At 62.6% G+C, this 22,565-nt stretch carries 13 protein-coding genes, 5 tRNA genes and 2 pseudogenes; 12 read left to right on the top strand and 8 right to left on the bottom strand.

The genetic code is table 11. From position 1 onward, the window contains the following. Positions 1-40: 40 nt before the first annotated feature. Together CXQ80_RS17025 and CXQ80_RS17020 are read left to right on the top strand one after the other, a co-directional pair. Positions 41-796 (top strand): spermidine synthase, encoded by a 756-nt coding sequence (locus CXQ80_RS17025; protein ID WP_101321561.1) that lies wholly within the window; start codon positions 41-43, stop codon positions 794-796. A 343-nt stretch (positions 797-1,139) separates the two neighbouring features. Next, positions 1,140-2,868, top strand: a pseudogene (locus CXQ80_RS17020) (DEAD/DEAH box helicase). A 66-nt stretch (positions 2,869-2,934) separates the two neighbouring features. Here the strand turns inward: CXQ80_RS17020 and CXQ80_RS17015 are convergent. Continuing rightward, complete coding sequence (locus CXQ80_RS17015) at positions 2,935-3,702, bottom strand: class III extradiol ring-cleavage dioxygenase (RefSeq protein WP_101323082.1); 768 nt, start codon at positions 3,700-3,702, stop codon at positions 2,935-2,937. A gap of 102 nt (positions 3,703-3,804) precedes the next feature. Here CXQ80_RS17015 and CXQ80_RS17010 point away from each other — a divergent pair, with 102 nt between their 5' ends. After that, positions 3,805-4,455, top strand: coding sequence for a thiopurine S-methyltransferase (locus CXQ80_RS17010; protein ID WP_101321557.1), 651 nt, complete (start codon positions 3,805-3,807; stop codon positions 4,453-4,455). 57 nt (positions 4,456-4,512) lie between these two features. Here CXQ80_RS17010 and htpX read toward each other — a convergent pair whose 3' ends face one another. Both htpX and CXQ80_RS17000 read right to left on the bottom strand, forming a co-directional pair. Next, positions 4,513-5,400, bottom strand: coding sequence for a protease HtpX (gene htpX, locus CXQ80_RS17005; protein ID WP_101321555.1), 888 nt, complete (start codon positions 5,398-5,400; stop codon positions 4,513-4,515). Positions 5,401-5,618: 218 nt separating this feature from the next. Then, complete coding sequence (locus CXQ80_RS17000) at positions 5,619-6,830, bottom strand: pyridoxal phosphate-dependent aminotransferase (RefSeq protein ID WP_101321553.1); 1,212 nt, start codon at positions 6,828-6,830, stop codon at positions 5,619-5,621. Positions 6,831-6,999: 169 nt separating this feature from the next. On the opposite strand from CXQ80_RS17000, the gene msrB reads away from it, so the two are divergent. Both msrB and CXQ80_RS16990 read left to right on the top strand, forming a co-directional pair. Further along, positions 7,000-7,395, top strand: a complete 396-nt coding sequence (msrB, locus tag CXQ80_RS16995; protein ID WP_101321551.1) for a peptide-methionine (R)-S-oxide reductase MsrB — start codon at positions 7,000-7,002, stop codon at positions 7,393-7,395. A 13-nt stretch (positions 7,396-7,408) separates the two neighbouring features. Beyond that, positions 7,409-7,897 carry a glutathione peroxidase gene (locus CXQ80_RS16990; protein WP_101321549.1) on the top strand — a complete coding sequence of 163 codons (489 nt, stop codon included), beginning with the start codon at positions 7,409-7,411 and terminating at the stop codon, positions 7,895-7,897. Here the strand turns inward: CXQ80_RS16990 and CXQ80_RS16985 are convergent. Next, positions 7,887-10,243 (bottom strand): annotated as a pseudogene (locus tag CXQ80_RS16985) (response regulator). The gene CXQ80_RS16990 and the pseudogene CXQ80_RS16985 overlap by 11 nt on opposite strands. A gap of 77 nt (positions 10,244-10,320) precedes the next feature. Here CXQ80_RS16985 and CXQ80_RS16980 point away from each other — a divergent pair. Then, positions 10,321-11,208: an ATP-binding protein gene (locus tag CXQ80_RS16980; RefSeq protein ID WP_101321545.1), complete on the top strand. Its 888-nt coding sequence runs from the start codon at positions 10,321-10,323 to the stop codon at positions 11,206-11,208. 1 nt (position 11,209) lies between these two features. Then, positions 11,210-11,692 (top strand): GAF domain-containing protein, encoded by a 483-nt coding sequence (locus CXQ80_RS16975; protein ID WP_101321543.1) that lies wholly within the window; start codon positions 11,210-11,212, stop codon positions 11,690-11,692. 60 nt (positions 11,693-11,752) lie between these two features. On the opposite strand, the gene CXQ80_RS16970 is transcribed toward CXQ80_RS16975, so the two are convergent. Beyond that, positions 11,753-12,520 carry a hypothetical protein gene (locus tag CXQ80_RS16970; protein WP_101321541.1) on the bottom strand — a complete coding sequence of 256 codons (768 nt, stop codon included), beginning with the start codon at positions 12,518-12,520 and terminating at the stop codon, positions 11,753-11,755. A 369-nt stretch (positions 12,521-12,889) separates the two neighbouring features. Here CXQ80_RS16970 and CXQ80_RS16965 point away from each other — a divergent pair. From CXQ80_RS16965 to CXQ80_RS16945, 5 genes are all read left to right on the top strand, one after another. Continuing rightward, positions 12,890-12,965: transfer RNA gene (locus CXQ80_RS16965), tRNA-Glu, on the top strand. Positions 12,966-12,967: 2 nt separating this feature from the next. Further along, positions 12,968-13,043: transfer RNA gene (locus CXQ80_RS16960), tRNA-Gly, on the top strand. Positions 13,044-13,125: 82 nt separating this feature from the next. Continuing rightward, a tRNA-Glu gene (locus CXQ80_RS16955) sits at positions 13,126-13,201 on the top strand. Positions 13,202-13,204: 3 nt separating this feature from the next. Beyond that, positions 13,205-13,280, top strand: a tRNA-Gly gene (locus CXQ80_RS16950). Positions 13,281-13,365: 85 nt separating this feature from the next. After that, positions 13,366-13,441: transfer RNA gene (locus tag CXQ80_RS16945), tRNA-Gly, on the top strand. Between the two features lie 106 nt (positions 13,442-13,547). Here CXQ80_RS16945 and CXQ80_RS16940 read toward each other — a convergent pair. From CXQ80_RS16940 to CXQ80_RS16930, 3 genes are all read right to left on the bottom strand, one after another. Further along, positions 13,548-14,627, bottom strand: coding sequence for a fimbrial protein (locus CXQ80_RS16940; RefSeq protein ID WP_101321539.1), 1,080 nt, complete (start codon positions 14,625-14,627; stop codon positions 13,548-13,550). Next, positions 14,624-17,203 carry a fimbria/pilus outer membrane usher protein gene (locus tag CXQ80_RS16935; RefSeq protein WP_101321537.1) on the bottom strand — a complete coding sequence of 860 codons (2,580 nt, stop codon included), beginning with the start codon at positions 17,201-17,203 and terminating at the stop codon, positions 14,624-14,626. Before CXQ80_RS16935 ends, CXQ80_RS16940 begins: the two co-directional genes overlap by 4 nt. Before the next feature lie 242 nt (positions 17,204-17,445). Next, a complete protein-coding gene (locus CXQ80_RS16930; RefSeq protein WP_101321535.1) occupies positions 17,446-22,563 on the bottom strand; it encodes an RHS repeat domain-containing protein in 5,118 nt (1,705 codons plus the stop codon). Positions 22,564-22,565 lie beyond the last annotated feature (2 nt).

Here is a 22,565-nt window from a genome sequence, read left to right as displayed (position 1 = left end):
GGACAATGACGCTTTTGTGCGCGGTGCAGCGGGAGTGGTAATGACTAACGAGCGGGAAGAGCGGCTGCTGGCTCGGGTCGAGGATGCCTATGGCATCGTCAGCGTTTACGAGGTCGAGGATTATCGTTTTCTCGAATTCGGTGAGGCCATCGAGCAAAGCTGCGTGTTTACCGCTGACCCTAGCTGGCTTGAATACGACTACACCCGGGCGATGCTGATCGGCGCGCTGTGCCATGAGCTGCCCGAGAGCGCGCTGTTTCTCGGCCTGGGTGCGGGTACGCTGACCCAGGCGTGCCTGAAGTTCCTGCCGTTGGATGACGTCGAAGCCATCGAGCTGCGCCCGGATGTACCGCGGCTGGCCATGGAATACCTCGGTCTGGACGATGACCCGCGGCTGTATGTACGCATTGGTGATGCGGTCGAGTTGCTGCCGACGGCCGAGAAGGCTGACCTGATCTTTGTCGACCTGTATACCGACCATGGGCCGGGAGTGGCGCATCTGGCCTGGAATTTCCTCGAGCAGTGTCAGCAGCAGCTAAACCCAGGCGGTTGGCTGGTGATCAACCAGTGGGCCGGCGATGACGGCAAGCCGCTGGGTGCGGCGCTGCTGCGTGGGCTCTACCACCGGCATTATTGGGAGTTGCCGGTGAAGGAGGGCAATGTCGTGGTGCTGGTGCCAGCCGAATTCGATCAGGAATTGCAGATCGACGAGTTGCGCGCGCGGGCCGAGGCGCTGGCGCCGCAGTTGGGGTATAGCCTTGAGTACCTGATCAAGGCGATTCGCCCGGCGACCTGAGGCCTTTGGGGCGCATGCCCCCCGAATTGCCTGCACACTACAATTCTTCATCCTGCCACCCGCAAAAGCCGAACCGATTCAGCCATAATCCCTGGCCAGCTACCCACCCCACCACGGTCGATAAAAAAATTTCACCGTAATCAAGGATTTCGGGTATAGTACGCGCCGGTCTTTTAGCGGGCCGCAAAATCAGGTGGTGCAAATCCTCCGAGTCCAGCTTCGGCTGCACGTCCGCTAGTCGGACCTTCTCAAGTATTTCTTTTTCAATCGTTTTCGCAAATCCCCGCCGCCAAAACTGCCTGGGTGACCTTTGGGTCTTTCAAGGCATGTGCAGTTTTGGAGCATGGGTCTTTGCGGATGCACATAGAGGCAGACCCATGACCCAGGAAACCGGCGGATTCGCCGCTCTCGGACTTAACCCGAACATTGTTGCTGCTGTAATGGCCACCGGCTACGAAGAGCCGTCCGCCATTCAGCATCAGTCGATCCCGATCATCCTCGACGGTCATGACATGATCGGCCAGGCGCAGACCGGCACCGGTAAAACCGCTGCCTTCGCTCTGCCGATCCTGAATCGCATCGATGTGAGCAAGCGCGAACCGCAAGCCCTGATCCTGGCGCCAACCCGTGAGTTGGCGCTGCAAGTTGCTACCGCATTCGAAACCTACGCCAAGCAAACGCCGGGTATCAATGTAGTGGCTGTGTACGGTGGCGCCCCGATGGGCCCACAGCTGCGTGCCATTCGCAATGGTGCTCAGATCGTCGTAGCCACCCCAGGCCGTCTGTGCGACCACCTGCGTCGCGACGAGAAAGTTCTGTCGACTGTTCAGCACCTGGTGCTGGACGAAGCCGACGAGATGCTCAAGCTGGGCTTCATGGACGACCTCGAAGTCATCTTCGAGGCCCTGCCGCCGACTCGCCAGACCGTGCTGTTCTCTGCGACCCTGCCGTCGTCGATCCGCAGCATCGCCGAGCGTCATCTGCGCGAGCCGAAACACGTCAAGATCCAGAGCAAGACTCAGACCGTCACCGCGATCGATCAGGCTCACCTGATGGTTCACGCCGACCAGAAGATCGCTGCCGTACTGCGTCTGCTGGAAGTCGAAGAGTTCGATGCCCTGATCGCCTTCGTGCGTACCAAGCAAGCCACCCTGGATCTCGCTGCCGCCCTTGAAGCCAAAGGCTACAAGGCTGCCGCGCTGAACGGCGACATCGCCCAGAACCAGCGTGAGCGCGTCATCGAGTCGCTCAAGGATGGCCGCCTGGACATCGTCGTCGCTACTGACGTCGCTGCCCGTGGTCTGGACGTACCGCGCATCACCCACGTGTTCAACGTGGACATGCCGTACGACCCAGAGTCCTACGTTCACCGTATCGGCCGTACTGGCCGTGCCGGTCGCGAAGGCCGTGCACTGCTGCTGGTGACTCCACGTGAGCGCCGCATGCTGCAGGTTATCGAGCGTGTGACCGGTCAGAAAGTTGCTGAAGCCCGTCTGCCTGGCCCACAAGCTGTGCTCGATGCGCGCATCAAGAAGCTGACCGCAAGCCTGGCGCCACTGGTAGCCGAAGCAGAAACCACCCACGGCGACCTGTTCGACCGCCTGACCGCTTCGCTGGAATGCACCCCGCGTGCCCTGGCTTCCGCCCTGCTGAGCAAGGCCACCAACGGTCAGCCGCTGGATCTGGCTTCGGTTGAGCGCGAGCAGCCGCTGGTACCAACCGGTGCCCCGCGTGGCGAGCGTACCGAGCGTAGCGACCGCCCTGATCGTGGCGAGCGCAGCAGCAGCGACCGTGGCGACCGTGAGCGCCGTGCGCCAATGCCACTGGCCGAAGGCCGTGTGCGTTGCCGTACCGCTCTGGGTGCTCGTGACGGCATCGCCGCCAAGAACCTGCTCGGCGCGATCCTCAACGAAGGCGGCCTGGCCCGCGATGCTATCGGCCGTATCCAGGTGCGCGACAGCTTCAGCCTGGTCGAGCTGCCGGAAGATGGTCTGGAGCGTCTGCTGACCAAGCTCAAGGACACCCGCGTAGCCGGTAAGCAGCTCAAGCTGCGCCGCTATCGCGAGGATTGATCCTGGCGCACTAAAAAAAATCCCCGATTGATTCGGGGATTTTTTTTGCCTGAAAAACGCCCAGGCTCAATCGAAGCGATAGATGTCCATGCCCAGCGCGCCGAGGGTGAAGCCTTGATGGACCACGCCAAGGCGCGCCCCTGCACCCATCGCGAAAAACAACGGCAGCAGGTGCTCATCGCTCGGGTGGTTGCGTACCGCGTGCGGTGCCTGGCGCCGGTAGTCAAGCAGGGCAGGGCGGTCATCCGCCTCCAGCCTGGCCACGATCCAGTCGCGAAACGCCAGCGCCCAGGGCTCTACAGCATCTGGCCCAGCGTGCCAGTCCAGCTCGCCGAGGTTATGGGTGATGCTGCCTGAGCCGATCAGCAGGATGCCGTCTGCGCGCAACGCGGCCAGTGCCTGACCGACGCGCTGTTGCAGCTCCGGCCCGGCGTGGCTGGGCAGCGACACCTGTACTACGGGAATATCGGCCTCGCGGTACATCAGCGACAGCGGTACCCAGGCGCCATGGTCGAACGGACGCTGGTCATCAAGCCGCGCTGGCAGGCCGGCAGCGCTCAGTTGCTGGCTGATCTGACTGGCCAGCTCGGGCGCACCCGGTGCCGGGTATTCAACGGCATACAGCGCTGGCGGGAAGCCACCGAAGTCGTGCCAGGTCGCTGGCTGCGGGTTGCTCATGACTAGCAGCTCGCGGCTCTCCCAATGGGCCGAGACCAGTACGATGGCTTTAGGTCGAGGCAGCTCGCGGGCCAGCCTGGCCAGGGCCGGCCCGCTGGCCCCAGGTTGCAGGGCCAGCATTGGAGAGCCGTGGGAAATAAACAGGCTGGGCAACATGGCGGTGGTCCTGAAGGCTAAGATGAGGCCATCTTCGAGCAGATTCAGATCGACTTCCAATATAAGTTTTTGCAGTGACTGATCGAAAAACCAGGAGGAAGCATGCAGGCTGCGTTTTGGCACAAGAAGTGGGCAGACAACCAGATCGGTTTTCACCAGAGCCAGGTAAATCCCTATTTGCAGGCGCATTGGCCGGCCCTGCAACTGGCGCCTGGTAGCCGGGTGCTGGTGCCGCTGTGTGGCAAGAGCCTGGATCTGCTCTGGCTCGCCGGGCAGGGCCATCAGGTGCGTGGAGTAGAGCTGTCCGCTCAGGCAATCGAGGCGTTTTTTGCCGGCAACGGGCTGCAGCCAGAGGTGTCCCGTCAGGGCCAGTTCGAGGTCTGGCGCAGCGGGGAAATCGAGCTTTGGTGTGGCGATATCTTCGACTTGCAGGCGGCTGACCTGGCCGAGTGCGCCGGGCTGTATGACCGTGCGGCGCTGATTGCCTTGCCGCAGGAAATGCGTAGCAGCTATCTGCAGTTGCTTGGCAACGGCTTGCCGGCTGGCGCCCAAGGCCTGCTGGTGACCCTTGAGTACGATCAGGCACGTATCGACGGTCCGCCGTTTTCAGTGGCTGAGCGTGAAGTGCGGGAAGGCTATGCAGACTGGCAGGTCGATGCGCTGGAGGCCCGGCAGATCATTGCCGAAAGCCCTAAGTACAGTCAGGCCGGTGTGAGCAGCTTGTTGGAGAGGGTGTATCACTTGCACCGTTGAAGCGGTCCGAGATGTAACGTGCCAGGCCGCTGCATTTGGCAGCGGCCCGGCGGGTTATCAACCGCGTTGGCGCAGCGCTTCGATGCGCTCTTCCAGCGGCGGGTGGCTCATCAGCAGACCAGCCAGGCCCTGCTTGAGGCCGCCGTTGATGCCGAAGGCCTTCAGCGTGTCGGGCATATGCACCGGCATGCCTTGCTCGACGCGCAGGCGCTGCAGGGCAGCGATCATGGCGCCGGTGCCGGCCAGGCGAGCGCCGGCTTCGTCGGCGCGGTACTCGCGGCGGCGCGAGAACCACATGACGATCATGCTCGCCAGAATGCCCAGGATCAGCTCGGCAACGATGGTCGCGACGTAGTAGGCGATACCGCGGCCTTCTTCGTTCTTGAAGATCACCTTGTCGACAAAATTGCCGATGATCCGCGCAAAGAACATGACGAAGGTGTTTACCACGCCCTGCACCAGCGCCAGGGTGACCATGTCACCGTTGGCGACGTGGCCGATTTCGTGGGCCAGCACCGCGCGGACTTCATCGGGCGAGAAGCGCTCGAGCAAGCCTTGCGACACGGCGACCAAGGCGTCGTTGCGGTTCCAGCCGGTGGCAAAGGCATTGGCCTCGTAAGCCGGGAAGATACCCACCTCGGGCATCTTGATGCCGGCTTCGCGGGATAGCTCTTCGACCGTCTGCAACAGCCATTGCTCATGGCGGGTGCGGGGCTGGGTGATGATCTGCGTGCCGGTGCTCATCTTCGCCATCCACTTGGAGATGAACAGCGAGATCAGCGAGCCGGCGAAGCCGAACACGGCGCAGAAGACCAGCAACTGGCCGAGGTCGAGGTCAACCCCATTGGCGGCCATGAACCCATTGAAGCCGAACAGGCTCAGGGTAATGCTTGCAACCAGCACCACCGCGAGGTTGGTGGCTACAAACAACAGAATGCGCATCATGGTTGTTACGTTCTCCTGACGGATGAAAATTTTGCTGACTGCGGGGTATATAAGGGGGCTGTCGCGCTGATTCAACCGGGCGACTATTTCAAACTGTGTAGCGCGGAGTATGGCAGAGGAATTTCGCCCAGCTGTAGGCGAGAGCGTTGCAGGATGTAAGGGGAATTCCGCACCCGTAGACGGGACCGCAGCGCGGCCCCGTCATGCTCAAGGCTGGATCACTGCTGATAGGTGCGCAGGAAGTTGCCGATGCGGCCGATGGCCTGCTCCAGGTCATCCACGCGCGGCAGCGTAACCACCCGGAAGTGGTCCGGCCACGGCCAGTTGAACGCAGTGCCCTGGACGATCAGCAGCTTCTCGGAGAGCAGCAGGTCGAGGGCAAACTTCTCGTCGTTGAGGATCGGGCAGACCTTCGGGTCGATCCGCGGGAACGCATACAGCGCGCCCATCGGCTTGACGCAGCTGACACCCGGGATGTCGTTGAGTAGCTCGTAGGTCCGGTTGCGCTGCTCGAGCAGGCGGCCTGGCGGCAGGATCAGGTCATTGATGCTCTGGTAACCACCCAGGGCAGTCTGGATCGCATGCTGGGCCGGCACGTTGGCGCACAGGCGCATGTTGGCCAGCATATCGATGCCTTCGATGTAGCTCTGGGCGTTGTGCTTGGGCCCGGAGATGATCAGCCAGCCGGAGCGGAAGCCCGCCACCCGGTACGACTTGGACAGGCCGTTGAAGGTCAGGCAGAGCAGGTCCGGGGCGAGCGCGGCGGTGCTGATGTGCACGGCTTCGTCGTAGAGGATCTTGTCGTAGATCTCGTCGGAGAACACCACCAGGTTGTGCTGGCGAGCCAGTTCGAGCATGCCCAGCAGCATCTCTTTGGAGTACACCGCGCCGGTAGGGTTGTTCGGGTTGATGATCACCAGCGCCTTGGTATTGGGGGTGATCTTGGCCTTGATGTCGGCCAGGTCCGGGAACCAGTCGGCCTGCTCGTCGCACAGGTAATGCACCGGGTTGCCGCCGGCCAGGCTTACTGCGGCGGTCCACAGCGGGTAGTCCGGTGCCGGGATGAGCACTTCGTCGCCATTGTTGAGCAACGCCTGCATCGACATCACGATCAGCTCGGAGACGCCGTTGCCAAGGTAGATGTCCTCGATGGTGACGCCTTCGATCTCTTTTTGCTGGCAGTACTGCATGACTGCCTTGCGCGCGCTGAACAGGCCTTTGGAGTCGCTGTAGCCCTGGGCGGTCGGCAGATTGCGGATCACGTCCTGGAGGATTTCATCCGGCGCCTCGAAGCCAAACGGCGCCGGGTTGCCGATGTTCAGCTTGAGGATGCGGTGGCCTTCCTCTTCCAGGCGTTTGGCGTGCTTGAGCACAGGGCCGCGAATGTCGTAGCAGACATTGGCCAGCTTGTTCGATTTGCTGAACTGCATGATGTGATCCCGATTGAGAAGTCGCGGACGCGTCGCCGTCGAAAGGTTTGTAAGGGCGCGGCGCGGGTGCCAGACTTGGAGCCTTGCGCACGAAGCCAACTAATATACGTGCCACCCGCGCCGTGGAAAAGCCGGTGCGAGGTGAAATTCAGCCTGCCGAGGTGACAACATGCAAAAGATCGACAAAACCCTGGATGAATGGCGCGCCATGCTCGACCCCGAGCAGTATCAGGTGTGTCGCCTGAAAGGCACCGAGCGCCCGTTCAGCGGCAAGTACAACAGCCACAAGGCCGACGGTGTGTACACCTGCATCTGTTGCAACGCTGACCTGTTCGACTCGACCACCAAGTTCGATTCCGGCTGTGGCTGGCCAAGCTTCTATGCGCCGATTGCCGACAGCGCGATGATCGAAATCCGTGACACGACTCACGGCATGATCCGTACTGAAGTCACCTGCGCCCAGTGCGATGCGCACCTGGGTCATGTGTTCCCTGACGGCCCGCCGCCGACCGGGCTGCGCTACTGCATCAACTCGGTGTGTCTGGACTTCAAGCCGCGTGACTGACCGGAGAGCGACCATGGACGATTCTTTGCTGAACATCCCCTGCGTGACCTTGAGCGGCGAGCACAAGCTGCTCGGCGACTTCGCCGGCAAGGCGCTGCTGGTGGTGAACACCGCCAGCCAGTGCGGCTTCACCCCGCAGTATCAGGGCCTGGAACAGCTATGGCGCGACTATCGCGGGCAGGGCCTGGTGGTGCTGGGCTTTCCCTGCAATCAGTTCGGCAAGCAGGAGCCCGGCGATGCCCGCGAAATCGCCTCGTTCTGCGAAGCACGCTTTGGCGTCAGTTTCCCGTTGATGCGCAAGATCGACGTCAACGGCCCAGGCACTCATCCGCTGTTCGTCGAGCTGAAAAAACGCGCGCCGGGCCTGCTTGGCACCGAGAAGGTCAAGTGGAACTTCACCAAGTTCCTGCTCGACCCGGTCAGCGGCAAGGTCACCCGCTTTGCTCCGACCACCAAGCCGCAGGCGTTACAGGCTGCGGTGGAGAAACTGCTCAACCCTTGAGCGGCACCCAGTGTTCGATCAGTGCGAGCAGGTCTTCGCGGCGAAACGGCTTGGCCAGGTAGTCATCCATGCCGGCGGCGCGGCAGCGCTCGCGCTCTTCCGGCATGGCATTGGCGGTCAGGGCGACGATGGGTAATTGTTGCCAACGTCCGCTCTGGCGAATCCGCCGGCTGGCTTCGTAACCGTCCATGACCGGCATGTTGCAGTCCATCAGGACCATGTCGACGGTTTCCCGTTCGAGCATTTCCAGGGCCTCGGCGCCTTGGCTGGCGACCAGCACCTGGCAGCCGAGCTTGCCCAGCATGCCCTTGGCCACTAGTTGATTGACTGGATTGTCTTCGACCAGCAGCACTCGTGCGCGGTGCTGCAGGGCGTTGGGCGAAGCCTGCACGGGAGCGGTGTGGGCCTGTTCGCCCTGGAGCATCCGCCGCAGCGTCTGGTAGAGCGCGTTGCGCGCCAACGGCCGAGCCAGCTGCACCAGCGGAGCCAGCTCGCCGGCGCGCTCGGAGGGGAGGAAGTTGCCGTAGGCTGTGACCAGCAGAATCGGCGCAGCGAATTGCGGGCGCAGCGCGAGCAGTTGCTCGAGGTCATCGGTGATCAACAGCTCGAATGCGCCTGGCTGCAGCGTGCTGGCGCTTTCGTGCTGTTGATAGTCCAGGCTCCAGCCAGGCAGGTTGCTGCTCAGCAGCTCGGCCAGGCCACTGCCGGCCTTGCTCAGGACCACCACGCGTCCACGCAGCGGCGCGGCGGGAATCGCTTCGGTGTGGGTCAGCAGCGGCAGGTCGGCGCTGAAACGGCTGCCAAAGCCTGCGGCTGACTGGATATGCAGGTGGCCTTGCATGGCTTTGCACAGGTTGCGCGTCAGGGCCAGGCCCAGGCCGGTGCCGCCGTACTGGCGGGTGATGCCGGCACCGGCCTGGGTGAACGGCTGAAAGATTCGTGCCTGGGCCTCTTCGGGGATGCCGATGCCGGTGTCGCAGACTTCCAGGCGTACGCCGCCGACAATTGGCGACAGGCGCACATCGACACGGCCAAAGCGGGTGAACTTGAGCGCATTGGACAGCAGATTGCTGACGATCTGGCGCACCCGCGTTGGGTCGCCGAGCACGGTACTGGGAAACTGGCTGGCGATCAGGCAGGTCAGCTCGACGTTGGCGGCGGCGTTCTGCGACAGCAGGTTGGCGGTGTCTTCGACCATCGCGCCAAGGTCGAACGGGATGCGCTCCAGCTCCAGCTGGCCGGCGTCGAATTTGGACAGGTCTAGAATATCGTTGAGCAGTTCGACCAGCACCTTGCCGGAATCATGGGCGATCGACAGCTGTTGGCGCTGCTCGGCCGGCAGGCCGCTGTCCAGGGCCAGCGAGATCATGCCCAGCATGCCGTTCAGCGGGGTGCGGATCTCGTGGCTCATGTTGGCCAGGAACGCCGCGCGGGCCTGGGCCATTTCCAGGGCGCGGCGGCGTGCTTCTTCAAGGTCCTGGTTGGTCTGGCTGAGGCGATCGTTGCTTGCCTTGAGCTCGTCGGTGCGGGCCGAGACGCGGTCCTCCAGTTCGTTGAGGTAGTCGGTCAGGCGGTTTTCCGCAGCGCGCCGCTGCTGAATCTCGGTGGCCATGCTGACGAACTGCCGATTGGCCACCTTGACCAGCACGCCGATCTCGTCCGACTCGTGCCCGGGCGGGCAATCCACCCGGGTTTGCTGGGGCTGGCGCGGGTCGCTGTTGCTCAGCGCGGCAATCACCGTCACCAGCGGCTTGGTCAGCATCATGTAGAACAGGCCGAGGAGGATGCCGGTCAGCACCAGGCTGCGGGTAAAGCCGTTGAGCAGGGTGACCCAGGCGCGCTCGAGAAAGCGCCCGCCGAAGGTGTAGGTGTCGACGTCCAGGTACAGCGTGCCGAGGTAGTCCTTGGGCATCTGCGCCAGGTGCAGGCGCTCCTGAAACTGGCGTTGCTCGCCGAACAGAAAGTCGCTCAAAAGCCGATAGCGGTCTTCCAGGCGCGGGCGCTGCACATCGGCCAGCACCGTGTCATTGTTGTCGATCAGCCGCGCACGGATCACCGCCGGCGATTGCAGCAGGCCGCCGGTCAGCTCTTGGGCAAGCTCGGTGTCGATGTTGTAGGCGATGCGTGAGGCGGGGTTGTGGCTGATTTGCAGCAATGCCTGCACTTCGCGGTTGATAGACGCGTCTTCGCTGGCATAATCGATACCGATCTGGATGAGACTGAGCAATGTTCCCAGTATGAAGCCGACCAGGACAGTCAGCCGGGCTTGCTTGTAAGACAGACGATTGGTGAACTTTATATCCATGGATCCCAAGCCGGTTTCGCGCTCCTGCGCTGCGCAAGCATAGCCGATCAACCTCGGCAACTGGTGGGTCTGTCAAACATTCAGCCTTTCCCTGCATCCGTTTTAACCAGGAGTCACCATGGACCCCCGCCTCACCGCCTTTCTCGAGCGCGCCGAATCGGTGCTCGCCCGGCTCGAACCGCTGCTGCCCGCGCTGCGCCCGCAGATCGACTGGGACATAACCCTGGCGGCCCGTTGGCAGCGCGATGGCCGCAGCGGCTACCTGATGCCGCTGGAAGTCAGCCTGGACATGCGCCTGTCCGACCTGATCGGGGTGGACAAGCAGCGCGATCAACTCGGCCGCAACACCCATCAATTCATCAACGGCCTGCCGGCCAACCACGCGCTGCTGTGGGGCTCGCGTGGCACCGGCAAGTCGTCGCTGGTGCGCGCCTTGCTCGCCGAGCACGCCGGCGCCGGTCTGCGCCTGATCGAGATCGAGCGCGATCACCTGGCCGACCTACCCCGGGTGGTCGAGCAATTGAGCAAGCTCAAGCAGCGCTTCGTGCTGTTTTGCGATGACCTCTCGTTTGAAGCAGGCGAGGGCGACTACCGCGTGCTCAAGAGCGTGCTCGATGGCTCGCTGGAGCAGGCGCCGGACAACGTCCTGCTGTACGCCACCTCCAACCGCCGCCACCTGGTGCCAGAGAAGCAGAGCGACAACGAAAACTGGAAGATGGTTGACGGCGAGCTGCACCCCAACGAGGCGGTGGAGGACAAGATCGCCTTGTCTGACCGCTTCGGCCTGTGGCTGTCGTTCTACCCGTTCACCCAGGAGCACTTCCTCGATGTGGTCGAGCACTGGATCGGCCAACTGGCCAGTACCGCCGGGTTGCAATGGCAGCGCGACGAAGCACTGGAAATTCTCGCCGTGCGCTGGGCCACCGGGCGCGGTAATCGTAACGGCCGCTGTGCCTATCAGTTCGCCCGTTATTGGGTCGGCCTGCAATTGCTGGAGCAAAACTGAAATGATCGACCTCAATGCCAGTGGCGCAGGCCTGGACGGCTATCACCTGCTGGCCGCGCAAGTGCAGGCGCTGTTTGCCGACGAGCGCGACTTCATCGCCAATGCCGCGCAGTTCTCGGCATTCCTGTACAGCCAGCTGGATGACCTGAACTGGGCCGGCTTCTATATCAACCGTGACGAAGAGCTGGTACTTGGCCCATTCCAGGGGCAAGTGGCCTGCGTGCGCATTCCCTTCGGCAAGGGCGTTTGCGGCGCGGCCGCAGCCAGCTGGCAGACCCAGCGGGTGGAAGACGTGCATGCGTTTCCCGGGCATATCGCCTGTGACAGTGCATCGCAGAGCGAACTGGTGATTCCGCTGGTCAAGGAGGGCAGGCTGATTGGCGTGCTCGACCTCGACAGTCCCAGGCTTGCGCGTTTCACTGAGGCCGATCAGATGGGGCTGGAGCGATTGGCGGAGATCTTTCTGGAATTGACCGACTGCTGAAAACGACAAGGGGCCTGATCAGGCCCCTTGTGCTGTGTTGCAACCGATGCAGCATGCCAATCAGTCGTAGATGACCTTTTTCTTCCAGGTCTCTTCCTCGTCGGTCTTGAGGCCTTCGGTCAACTCATTGTTGTCGCTTTCGGCAGGCTCCATCTGGTCCAGCACCATAGCGTTGGCGCGGGCCAGCAGCTTCTCCAGGTAGGTCAACTGCTCTTCATACTGCTTGGGCTCCTGCTGCTTGCGCAGGTACTGCACGCCGCGCTCGAAGGCCAACCGCGCCTGACCAGGCTGATTTTGCTGGAGTGCCTGCTGGCCGAGGTTGTTGAAGAACTCGATGTGCAGCAGCACCAGGATATGGCGGATTTCCTTGACCCAGTACTTGCCCTCGTTGCTGGCCAGGAAGCCTTCCTGGGTGGCACGCACGATCTGGTTGTGCAGTGCTTCCAGTAGGAAACGCACATCCTTGGCTTTGACTTCGGTCTGGATCGGGCTCGGTGGATTGTTCACCGGCAGCTTGTCGCCCAGTGCAATCAAACCTTCCAGCTCGGCCAGGCGCGCTTTCAGGAGGGCGCTGTTCTTGTCCACTGCCAGCTGGCGCTGCGTGACGTTGTGTTCCAGGCGCGTCATCAACAGCTTCAGCGCCGGGTTCATCAGCTGCCCGGGGAACGTCTCGTTGATTTCGCCACAGCGGCGGGCACGTTCGGCCAGCTCGATTTTCAGCCGTGCGCGTTCGAGCTTGCTGTTCTCGACCACATTGTTGAGGTAGCCGATAACGATCAGCAGGGCAATGCCGGCAACGATGAGCAGAGTGATCAGAAGTGGTGTCACCGTTAACGCCTCATGAATAAGTTTTGCTGCAATGAGTGTAGTGAGTTCGCTGGAGGGCGAACAGTGCAGCTTGGCGGACGCCAGGCACGATGCCTGTATCCTGTGTCGGCTTGCACGGCAAAAACTGCAGTGCAGTCGATCGCTAGTGGCACTTTGCTGCGAGCTTGCCGGGCTGCTGTCAGAAAATCAACGCCAATCCCCGGCCGCTACCTATATAGCTGCGCAGCCAGCGCCGAAGTCATTGATTTCAATAAATTTATACAAAGGGGTTGACGGCTTTCGAAGGCATCCCTAGAATGCGCGCCACTTGCAGCGGAAAGCTAACCGCCAGATGCAGCAAGTCAGTGATAAATAGTGAAGATGTAGCGTGTCCCCTTCGTCTAGTGGCCTAGGACACCGCCCTTTCACGGCGGTAACAGGGGTTCGAGTCCCCTAGGGGACGCCATTGCGGGAATAGCTCAGTTGGTAGAGCACGACCTTGCCAAGGTCGGGGTCGCGAGTTCGAGTCTCGTTTCCCGCTCCAGTTTTCAGGGTTTTGCCTCACGGCAGGGCTCGAAAAAAGAAATCCAGGGCTTGTACCTGGTGCGCTGCAAAGCGTCGGCATTGTCCCCTTCGTCTAGTGGCCTAGGACACCGCCCTTTCACGGCGGTAACAGGGGTTCGAGTCCCCTAGGGGACGCCATTTGCGGGAATAGCTCAGTTGGTAGAGCACGACCTTGCCAAGGTCGGGGTCGCGAGTTCGAGTCTCGTTTCCCGCTCCAGTTTTTCAAACTGTGGCGTTCATGACGTAACAGCGGTGGTGAAGGGCAGTACGCCGGTCACGCCGACAGAAGCACGCTTTACATTGCGGGAATAGCTCAGTTGGTAGAGCACGACCTTGCCAAGGTCGGGGTCGCGAGTTCGAGTCTCGTTTCCCGCTCCAAACGTAGTACGAAAAAGGGGACCTCTGGTCCCCTTTTTTGCGTCTGGATTTTTTCACGCTGACCCAGTGGCTGCGCCGGCGCCCCTGAATCAGGGGCGTGTAGGGCTCAGCGGTAGGTGATGGTGAAGTTCAACGCGCCTTCACCCACGCCCGGTTTCACCCGCGGGTCGATCTGAATATAGCGTGCCTGAAAATCCAGGCGGGTGAGGCCGATGTCCAGGGCTTTCATCAACTGATCGGCTTGCAGCGGCATCGGCGAGCCGTCGCTGCGCAATAGTTGAATACCCAGGCCGATATCGTCCGACGTGCTCGTCAGGCTGAACACGCCTTGATCAGGGTCGATTACCCGAGAGCCTTTGGCACCGTCGAGATACACATGGACATCCGCACGGGTGGCGCCGGGCACACTGCTGTCCTGGCAATCGTTTAGGGTGATATGGAAGGGTACGGACGGCGTGTACGTGCCGACGCCCTTGAAGTCTTCAACCTTGTGATCACCCAGCAACACCGGGTCGGCACTCACCGCATCGGCTTTGAGGGAGCATTGCGCGCGAGTGACCGTCGCCGTGAGCCGGTAGTCCAGCACTTTGCCCAGGTCGTGGACAATCCCATGGAACATCTCTCCAGCGATCCGCTGCGGCCCCGCGGCGATGTCGCCGGTCTTGATGAATACCGCCTCGCCATTGATGGTGCTCAGTGACGCGGGGAAGCTGGTCATGGTCCTCATGGCGCCAGAGTAGGGGACTGCGTTGACAGCGTCCGGGCTGAAGCTATTGGTGCTGCTGCCATCGTAGGGATATCCCAAATCGATATACACACCGACGCCTGGGATATTGGTTTGCAGCACGTAACCATCAACGTTCTTGCCTTCGACCGGTGGCAGGCTGCCGCTGAACAGCGGTGCAGTGTTGGGCAACCTGGCGGTGACTGGGGTGGCGGCATTATAAAAACACTCCAGCGTCGTGCTCTCGTTATTGCGAGCGAATAATCGTGCTTTGCCAATGACGGTGCCGACCGGGGCGTCGCGAGGGATCCAGAAGCTGCCCATGTCTTTGACGAAGGTCATGTAGGCGCCACCGGTGCCAAATGTGCATCTGCCGTAGGCGTTGGTCGAGGCCAGCCCGAGCGCAAGGTTGCCCAGGATCAGCACGAGGGGACGCAGGGTACTGCGCAGCGCAGAAGTCATGAGGTTTGTTCCTGTAAGAGGGTAGCGGAGGCCGGGGCGGCGTCGTCAGGGGAGTGCGGCAGGCACGCCAGCGTTTGCAGGCGATAGCCGTCGCTGTACGGCATCGTTTGCGCATCCAGCATCACCTGGCAGTGTTGAATAGCGCTGTCGCCCCAGCGCACCTGCAGCTGCTGCAGCCCGGGTTCGGTGATGGCCAGCAGGGTTTGCCCGGCTTGGCCGACGCTCCCCAGTACCTCGCCCTGGGCATTGCTGACTTGGGCACCGAAGGGCAGCGGGCGGCCGTCGGGCTGATGCAGGGTCAGCACCATCCGCAGCACCTTGCGGGCATCGAAACGGGCCTTGATCACCGCGCCCCGGCGCGGCACCACCTGCTGGCTGGCATTGTCGATGATGACCTCGGGCGACAGCTGGTCGGTGTCCAGCACCAGCGAATTGATCCGATATGGGTTCAGGTGCGAGACCAGCAGATAGCCCTGGGCGTCGGTGCGAGCCGAGGACGCGTTCTGTACGCCGACGTTGGCGACGTCGGGTACATGGACCAGGGCCGGGGTTTCGCCCAGATAGCTGCCGAAGGCGATACCGTCGGCATGCACCAGTACCGCACCGCTGGCGTTCAGGGACAGGCTGCGTTGCTGGCGTGACTCGTTGTAACCTGCGCCGAAGCTGGCCTGGCTGCCCTGATAAGCGAGGGATACGGCGCCGTTCTGGTGCTGGTTCTGATCGTTGTTGAGCGAAGCATGGTAGCTGAGGCGATCATCCAGCAGGCCGCCCTGCAGGCTCGCCCGCTCGGTGGACTTGCCATCGACGTGTTGCAGGTTGAACGAAGCGGTATGCGGGCGGCGGCCAAAGTCCAGCGGCAGGCTCAAGCTGACCCCGAACTGGCGGCTGTCGGTGTTGCGCGAACTGAGCGATTGCGAGGCGAAGAGGTTGACCCCCAGCTTGTCCACGCGAGTGTTGTACTGCAACTGATACTGACGGCGTTGCTGATTGCTGTGCCAGAAGTCTTCCTGCGACAGGGTCAGGCTCAGCGAACTGCTGCGGCCAAGGTTCTGGTACAGCGAGGCTTCGACCCGGCTGCGCCGGCTGCCTGCAAAGCGCGCGTCGGCGAAGCGCTGCTGGACCGCTTCGTCAAAGTCGCGGTAGCCCTCGGTGGAGTAGCGGTAGCCGGCGAAGCGCAGGCTGGTGCGGGTCTGGAAGGTCTTGCCGTAACGCAGGCTGTAACTTTGCCCCTGGACGTGGCCCAGGGTGCTACCCAGGTCGGTATTGGCCTGGGTGACATCCAGCGAAAACGCGCCCAGCTCGCCGAAGTCGCGGGCCATGCCCAGCACATCGGCTCGGTAGTGGTCACTGACAAGCAGGCCGCCATAAAGGGTGGTGCCCCAGGCGCCGCCGCGCGCCAGCGTGCCCTGCCAGAAGCGCGGCTCGTCGAGGTGCCTGGCGCCAGTATAATTGCCAACGGTGGCGCTGTAGCGCCAGACGCCTTCGCGCAGGAGGCTGCCCATCGATGAATAGGGCTGGATGAAACGGCTGACCTGGCCATCGCTCTCGGTGACGACGATTTCCAGCTCACCGTTGCCGGAGCCGACACTCAGGTCGTCGATTTCGTAGGGGCCGGGCGCCACGTAGGTCGAGTAGATCGGGAAGCCGCTACGCAGCACTTCGACCTTGGCCCGGGTTTGTGCCACACCGCGGATCACCGGGGCGTACTGTTGCAGGGTATCGGACAGCATGCCCTGGTCGGAGGCCAGGCGCGCGCCGGAGAAGGCGAAGGAGCGAAACATGTCGCCGCTGGTAAAGGTTTCACCCAGGGTGAGGTTGGCATACAGGCCCGGCAGGTCGCGCTGGGCGTAGGTGTCGGTGCGGGTCCAGCGGCGCCGGCCCTGTTCATCCTCGCGCAGGAACTGCTGGCTGCGCAGGCGCCAGGCCCCCAGATTGAGCCCGCTGTTGAGGTTGAGGTCCTGGCTGTGGGTGTTGCGCCCGTCGCGCCGGCTGCTGTGCTGGGCAGACGCCTGGTAGTTGATGAAGGCGGCCGGGATGCCGGTGTTCCAGCGTTCTTGCGTCACGGTGCTGGAGCGATCCTGGCGCAGGGCAATCTGTGGGATCGACAGCGACAAGCGCAGCTGCGACGGATCGAAATCAACCCGCGCCTGGGGGATCAGCGCTGCCAGGTCGATACAGCGATCGTCATCGGGCAAGGGCGTTTCCAGCGCCTGCTCGCGCAGGTTCAGGGCGCGCAACAGGTCGCGGGTCAGGCAGGCCTGCAACGCTTTGCCCGTGGCAGACTGACGAAATTCGATCTCGCGCGTTTCGACGGGCGTGAGGTTGACCAGCAGTGCCACCCGATAGCGCCCAGGGGTCAGCGGGGTATCCGCCGCCAGGCTTTGCAGGGCAAGCGCACCCGCTTCGGCCGCCTGGCCGGGTGGTTGGCGCATGAAGCCTGCCTGGAACTGCGAAGAGGGGCTTTCGGCAAGGGCGGGTGCGCTCAGCACCAAGGTCAGGCAACTGCCCGTAAAGGGTGGAAGCAGGGCGATGCGCAGGCGCGACGGCAGAGGCCTGCGCCAGTCAAGTCGGGACATGGGAGGATCCTGAACTGCATGCACTACCGATCGCAGCGGATCGGTGAGTGGTGGCTGGAGCGTGGGGGGAACCGCGATGTACCGACCGCCTCAGCGGCAGGTACATCGGGTTCGAGGGCGCTAGGTTAGGCTGGCGCCGGAAGGGGGGATGTAGGCAATTTCTCTGGTTCGCAGTGGAGTAGTCTACGTAGCGATATGGACTACCGCTGCATGGCGCAGAGGGTGTTCAGGCTCGACAACCCTTAGGGATAGTTATTTTCGATTCTCCATTGCTGGTGGTTACGTCTGTAGGCGATGCGTTGCCCCACACCCACTTGGGCCAAGTCAGCGGGCACTGGTCTCCATGGGCATACCTCCCATCGTGTGGCAGTTGTATGGCCACTGTATGCTACCGGATTGAAGCTCGACGCTGAGCTCGCGCGCGAGAGTGCCGGGGAAGCGGCTGGTGACGGACTGGAAGCGTTGTCGAACACCTCCAGGTCCAGCTCTAACGAACTTTGTGAACCGGTTCTGCTTCCCATGCCTGCGCTGGGCTCGGGCAAGCTGGCGATCGAGCTTCTGGTGGATCCACTCAGACTCGGCGACCTCGACTGCCCCGCTGGCGCATTACCTTTGACCTTGCTCGTGGCCGCGGCGAACTTGGAGACCTTGTCGAACAAGGCTTCTTTCGCCGCTTGGTAACTGGCCGCGGCTTTCGCAGACTGCGCCGCCTTGACTGCGCCAAGTGCAGTGCGAGTGCTACTGATCCCCGCAGCCCCGATGAAGCCGCCGATGAAACTGAGCCCGTAGGCGATGTAGGTCAGGTTGGCGTTGTCATCTCCGGTAATTGCGGTGTAGGTCTGGATGCCGAGCGCCGCTGCGTTGGCTGCCACCCCGCCCAGACCGGCAACATAGCTCAGCGTGAGGCCAATGGTCGCCGGTGCGGTCCACGGCATGGTGAAAGCCGCCACGCCGAGCATCAAGGCGGCGATGCCTACGCCGATCCATGCGCCCCACGGTGTCTTCGGCTTCTCCGGCGGATCGACATACGACGGTGGATCGCGATCCGGCGAGACGCCTTCGGACCGGTGCCCGGTGGGGTCACGCCAGTTGACCGGGTTGCCCAGTGCATACAGGTAGGGGTTGATGCCGGCCTCTTCGGGGCTCAGCGAGTCCGGGCTGTGGAAGCGCATCAAGCCTGGGTTGTAGGCACGATAACCGTTGCCCAGCAGGTACCAGCCAAGCGCCTCTTCACGGGCTTCGCCGTTGAACGCCAGCAGGCTACGCATGCCATTGTCATCAGGCCGTTCGCCGTAGGCACTATAGTCTGCGTGGCGGGTGCCCTGCGCATCGCATTCGCCGATGACGCTGCCCGACAAGTCGCTGAGCAGCAGTTGCGTGGCGTCGGCATCGGCGGGGTAGTGCTGCACCCCCAGCGGTTGGATGCCGGCATACAGGTAGTGGGTCAGCACATCGTCTTGCGAGGTGCAGTGCAATTGCTGACCTAGGAAGCGCCGGTCGACCTGGCGAGTGCCGCCGTGCAGCGAGCCCACCAGCTCATCATGGCCATCGTACTGGTACTCGACCAACGGAGTCACACCGTCGACCTCCAGCACCCGTTGCAGGCGGCCGAGGGTGTCGTATTCAAGCTTGCGCCCCTGCTCGTCATTGAGCATGTTGCCGAATTCGTCGTAGTCGAACGCTTGCTCTGCGGGGTAATCCTCAAGCAGGCGATGGGTCACTTTGGTCAGCTTGAAGCTGCCATCCGTCGCGTAGGTAAAGTCGGCTCGGTCGCTGGTGCCATCGGCGAATTGGGTTACGCAGCGGGTGAGGTTGTCTCGTTCGTCGAATCGGAACTGCTGCAGACTGATCGGCCGCCCCTTGGCATTGCGCGGCAGTGCCTCGCCGTCACAGTAATGCTCGACCAGGCGATCGAGCTCATCGTACTCGAAAGTCTCTTTGCGCACCTGTTTGCCAGCGCGGTGCAAGGTACGGCTCGCGAGCAGGTCGTTGTCCAGCCATGTCAGGTTGACCACCTGCTGTTCGCTGCCATTGACGCTCAGTGTGCGGGTAACCTCGCGGCCCAGCGCGTCGTAGGTCAGCGTGCACTGCACCTGGCGATCGGCATTGTCGCTGTCGCGGGTGGTGGTGGAGGCGAGCAAGCCTTCGCTGTTGTAGCCGAAGGTACAGTGCAGGCTGCCCTGGTCCATGCGGGTGACGCGCCCGAGGCTGTCATAGGCATAGTGGCAGTCGTGACCATCGGAGTGCTCGCGGGCCTGGATTCGCCCTTGCAGCGAGTGCCGGTAGGCGTTGTGATGCTGTTGCTGGTCGGCGACTTTCCAGGTTTCTGCGCGCAGGTGGCCCTGAGCGGAGTAGTGGTATTCGCGGCTAACGCTGGCATTGGCGGCACTGGCAATCTCTGCGCTCACCGCGTCGTAGGCATAATTGGCCTGCAGTTCGCTGCTGGGCGCCCTTTGACCCTCCACTTCGATCCGGGCGCTGACGTGGGTCGGCTGCACGGTCAACTGCGGCAGGTACTGGTAGCCGATCACCCGCTTGCGCAGGCCCTTGCCAGTGCGCTCGAGACTGTAGCTCGTGCGCTTCTCCACCAGCGGGGTGGTGCTGCGGTAATCGTATTCTTCGAGGCGCGGGCCAACCTTGACCTTGACCAGCCGATCCAGGCCGTCAAAGGCACGCTCGCAGACCGTCTCGGCGTCGCTGCCGGCACTTTTGCGCACCTGCAAGGCGGTGGTCAGTTCACTGGCGCTCTGCGCGGCGAAGTGACGGATCAGGGCGCTGCCATCCGGACGCACGGTCTCGACCATTCGGCCCCAGACGTCATAGGTGTATTGCGTCACGCGGCGTACTGCCTGGGTGCTGTTGTCAGTGAAGCTGAAGGTGTCCTGGACGCAGCGGCCGAGCCCGTCATAGACGAAGTCCTTACGCCCCACCTGGAGCGCTGGCTGGTCTCCCTGCTCGAGCTGGCGGTACTCGAACACCGGCTTGTTGAACGCATTGAGTTGGCTGACCCGCAGCTGTTGCTTGACCCCGGGTGCATCCGGGCTCTCGGACCAGTGGCTGAGACGGTCGCCACCGTCGCCGAACGGTGTGAAGTGGGTCAGCTCCCTGACGCCGTCTGGACGGGTCACTTCACTGCGGCGGCCCCAGCCGTCGTAACCGTAGCTATAGCTCAGGGTGACGTCCGGGGTCAGCGCCCGGGCATCCGCTGGCTGCGTCGGATAGTCATGGAAGGTTTCACCGACCAGACGGCCGACCGAGTCGTAGCGCATGGTCGACACGGTGTACTTCAGACGCTGTTGCGGGTCGCCTGGCATGGCGACTTCGCGCTCTTCCCTGATCTGGCGGTTCTGGCCGTCGTAGACGATGCGCGTGAGCACCCCCTTGGCGTCGGTGACTTCCTCGCAGCTGCGCGTGCGGCGGTCTTCTTGCAGGATCGGGTAAGCGAAGCGGCGGGTGGCCTGGTAGGTCGGGTCATCGGGCGCGGAGGTCTGCTCGACCAAGCGATCGAGCACATCGTACTGGTAGCGGGTGACCACACCGAGGGTGTCCTGGTCTTCGACCAGATGGCCGCTGATGATCGACTGCGCCGAACGGGTGGTGGTCTCCAGGGTGCCGCATGGCGCGCTGTAGGTCTCGCGTGTCTGCAGCCAGGTCGATTGCCCGGCAGGGTCATCGACCAGCTCATAGCGCCAGCGGCGGCTGGCGGAAACGCCGTTCATGCTGAACTGATGCTGGTCGAGGCGACCGTGCAGATGGGGCTTGTCGGGCAGGTTCAGGTAGCTGCGACGGTTGCTGTGCAACAGCGCTTCGTGTTCCTTGGCCTGATCGAGGGTGACCTCGAAGGTGTCCTCCTGCGCGAGTGCGAGCCAGCCTTCAGGCAGCGCCTGACGAGTGTTCTGGCTCAGGCCAGAGAGCAGCGCATAGCGATAGCGATTACGTTTGATCGCCGCAGCGGGCAGCGTGTCGTCGTCGACCGGGGCGGGGTAGACCGTCTCGCATTTGAGGTTGCGCACGAAGCCTTCCGGGTCCGCCGGGCAGCCGTCGCTTTGCGTCCTGGGATAGTACTCGCGCACGGTGCGCATGCCATTGGCGTTGATCTCTTCGATCAGGTTGCCAAACGCGTCATAGCGGGTTTGCAGGGTTTCCGCGCGCCGGTCCTGCGAGTTGCCCTGCAGGGTCCAGGTCTTGGTCACCGTGTGCGGCAACTGGAAGAAGTTCGGCTGGTCGGCGAACTGCAGGTTGGGCAGTTCATGGTAGGTGGTGGTGACGGTTTCAATGCAGCCTTGTTGGGTAGTGACCTGTTCGGTCATCAGGTGGAAACGGTTGAAGCTGCGCTTGACGGTGCGCAGTACCTGGCCATCGAGGTAATGGCTGGCGGTGGAGTCGTAGCTGAAGTTGGCCTGGGTCGACTTGTAGAGGTTGTCCTCGCCCTGGTCCGACCAGGTGACGCCGGCGCCATAGCCGAGAAAGTTGTTGCTGCTGAAGGTGTAGGTGTTCTTCATGTGGGTGGATTCATCCAGCGGGTCAGGCTGGAGAATGTGTTCGGCGGCATAGGGCAGCGTGCGTGCGACCCCCGGAAGCGCGTGACCGTCTTCCTTGTAGGCCACCGTCTCGACGCCACCGATGGGGTTGGCCAAGCGAGTCAGGTAGTACAAGCCGCCAATGGTTCGATAGGTGAAGTCCCAGCCCGCCTGGTCGGTGCCGGGCAGGGTGATCCGGGTCAGCTGGTCGCCTTCCAGGCCCAGGGTGAAGCGGGCATGGGCGTCGGTCGCGGGGTGCAGGTCGAGCAGTACCCGGGCGTTGCCGCTGTAGTCGATGCTCAGCAGGGTGCGTTGGCTGTCGTCGCTGATCGTCGCCAGGCGCGGTTGGCCGTTGAGGACTTGATACGTCAGGTCGACGCCATGCCCGGAGGGCGCCAGTACCCGCACCGGCAGGGCCACGTCGAAGCCTGGGCCCTGGGGTTCGAGGATTTCGACAAGGCCCGATTTATGGGCAATGCGCAAGCGCTTGTGTTCGCCTTCGCTGATGTTGCTGAACTGGAAGCTTTCCAGTTTGCGCTCCGCGATGACTGCGGTTTGCCCAGGGCCGTTATCGGCGACCTTGAAGCTTTCGCCGGTGTGCAGCTCGAGCATGCCATCGGCGAGGCTGAAGCGGGTCAGTTTCAGGCTCCAGCCGATGCCGAAGCCGCTGTTGCGTTCGTTCATCGGGTTGAAGCTCAACTGCAGGGGCAGATCGGGGCCGCACAATGCGTTGGGGTTGAGTGCCGGCAAGTCGATGCCCAGTGCATATTGGCCGGTGCGTGGGTCGACACTGCCCTGAACGAAACTCATGAAGTTGAAGGCATTTGAATGCAGAGACATAC

Source organism: Pseudomonas sp. 02C 26, from assembly GCF_002843585.1.
GTDB lineage: Bacteria > Pseudomonadota > Gammaproteobacteria > Pseudomonadales > Pseudomonadaceae > Aquipseudomonas > Aquipseudomonas shirazensis.
The sequence above is the reverse complement of the archived record's forward strand: the minus strand, read 5'-3'. Positions and strand labels throughout refer to the sequence as shown.

What these genes read in the sequence shown, in the direction of transcription:
- CXQ80_RS17010 (WP_101321557.1), top strand. Translation starts at nt 3,805, where the DNA reads ATGCAGGCTGCGTTTTGGCACAAGAAGTGGGCAGACAACCAGATCGGT.
- CXQ80_RS17015 (WP_101323082.1), bottom strand. Translation starts at nt 3,702, where the DNA reads ATGTTGCCCAGCCTGTTTATTTCCCACGGCTCTCCAATGCTGGCCCTG.
- htpX (WP_101321555.1), bottom strand. Translation starts at nt 5,400, where the DNA reads ATGATGCGCATTCTGTTGTTTGTAGCCACCAACCTCGCGGTGGTGCTG.
- CXQ80_RS16930 (WP_101321535.1), bottom strand. Translation starts at nt 22,563, where the DNA reads ATGTCTCTGCATTCAAATGCCTTCAACTTCATGAGTTTCGTTCAGGGC.
- msrB (WP_101321551.1), top strand. Translation starts at nt 7,000, where the DNA reads ATGCAAAAGATCGACAAAACCCTGGATGAATGGCGCGCCATGCTCGAC.
- CXQ80_RS16940 (WP_101321539.1), bottom strand. Translation starts at nt 14,627, where the DNA reads ATGACTTCTGCGCTGCGCAGTACCCTGCGTCCCCTCGTGCTGATCCTG.
- CXQ80_RS17025 (WP_101321561.1), top strand. Translation starts at nt 41, where the DNA reads ATGACTAACGAGCGGGAAGAGCGGCTGCTGGCTCGGGTCGAGGATGCC.
- CXQ80_RS16980 (WP_101321545.1), top strand. Translation starts at nt 10,321, where the DNA reads ATGGACCCCCGCCTCACCGCCTTTCTCGAGCGCGCCGAATCGGTGCTC.
- CXQ80_RS16935 (WP_101321537.1), bottom strand. Translation starts at nt 17,203, where the DNA reads ATGTCCCGACTTGACTGGCGCAGGCCTCTGCCGTCGCGCCTGCGCATC.
- CXQ80_RS16990 (WP_101321549.1), top strand. Translation starts at nt 7,409, where the DNA reads ATGGACGATTCTTTGCTGAACATCCCCTGCGTGACCTTGAGCGGCGAG.
- CXQ80_RS16975 (WP_101321543.1), top strand. Translation starts at nt 11,210, where the DNA reads ATGATCGACCTCAATGCCAGTGGCGCAGGCCTGGACGGCTATCACCTG.
- CXQ80_RS17000 (WP_101321553.1), bottom strand. Translation starts at nt 6,830, where the DNA reads ATGCAGTTCAGCAAATCGAACAAGCTGGCCAATGTCTGCTACGACATT.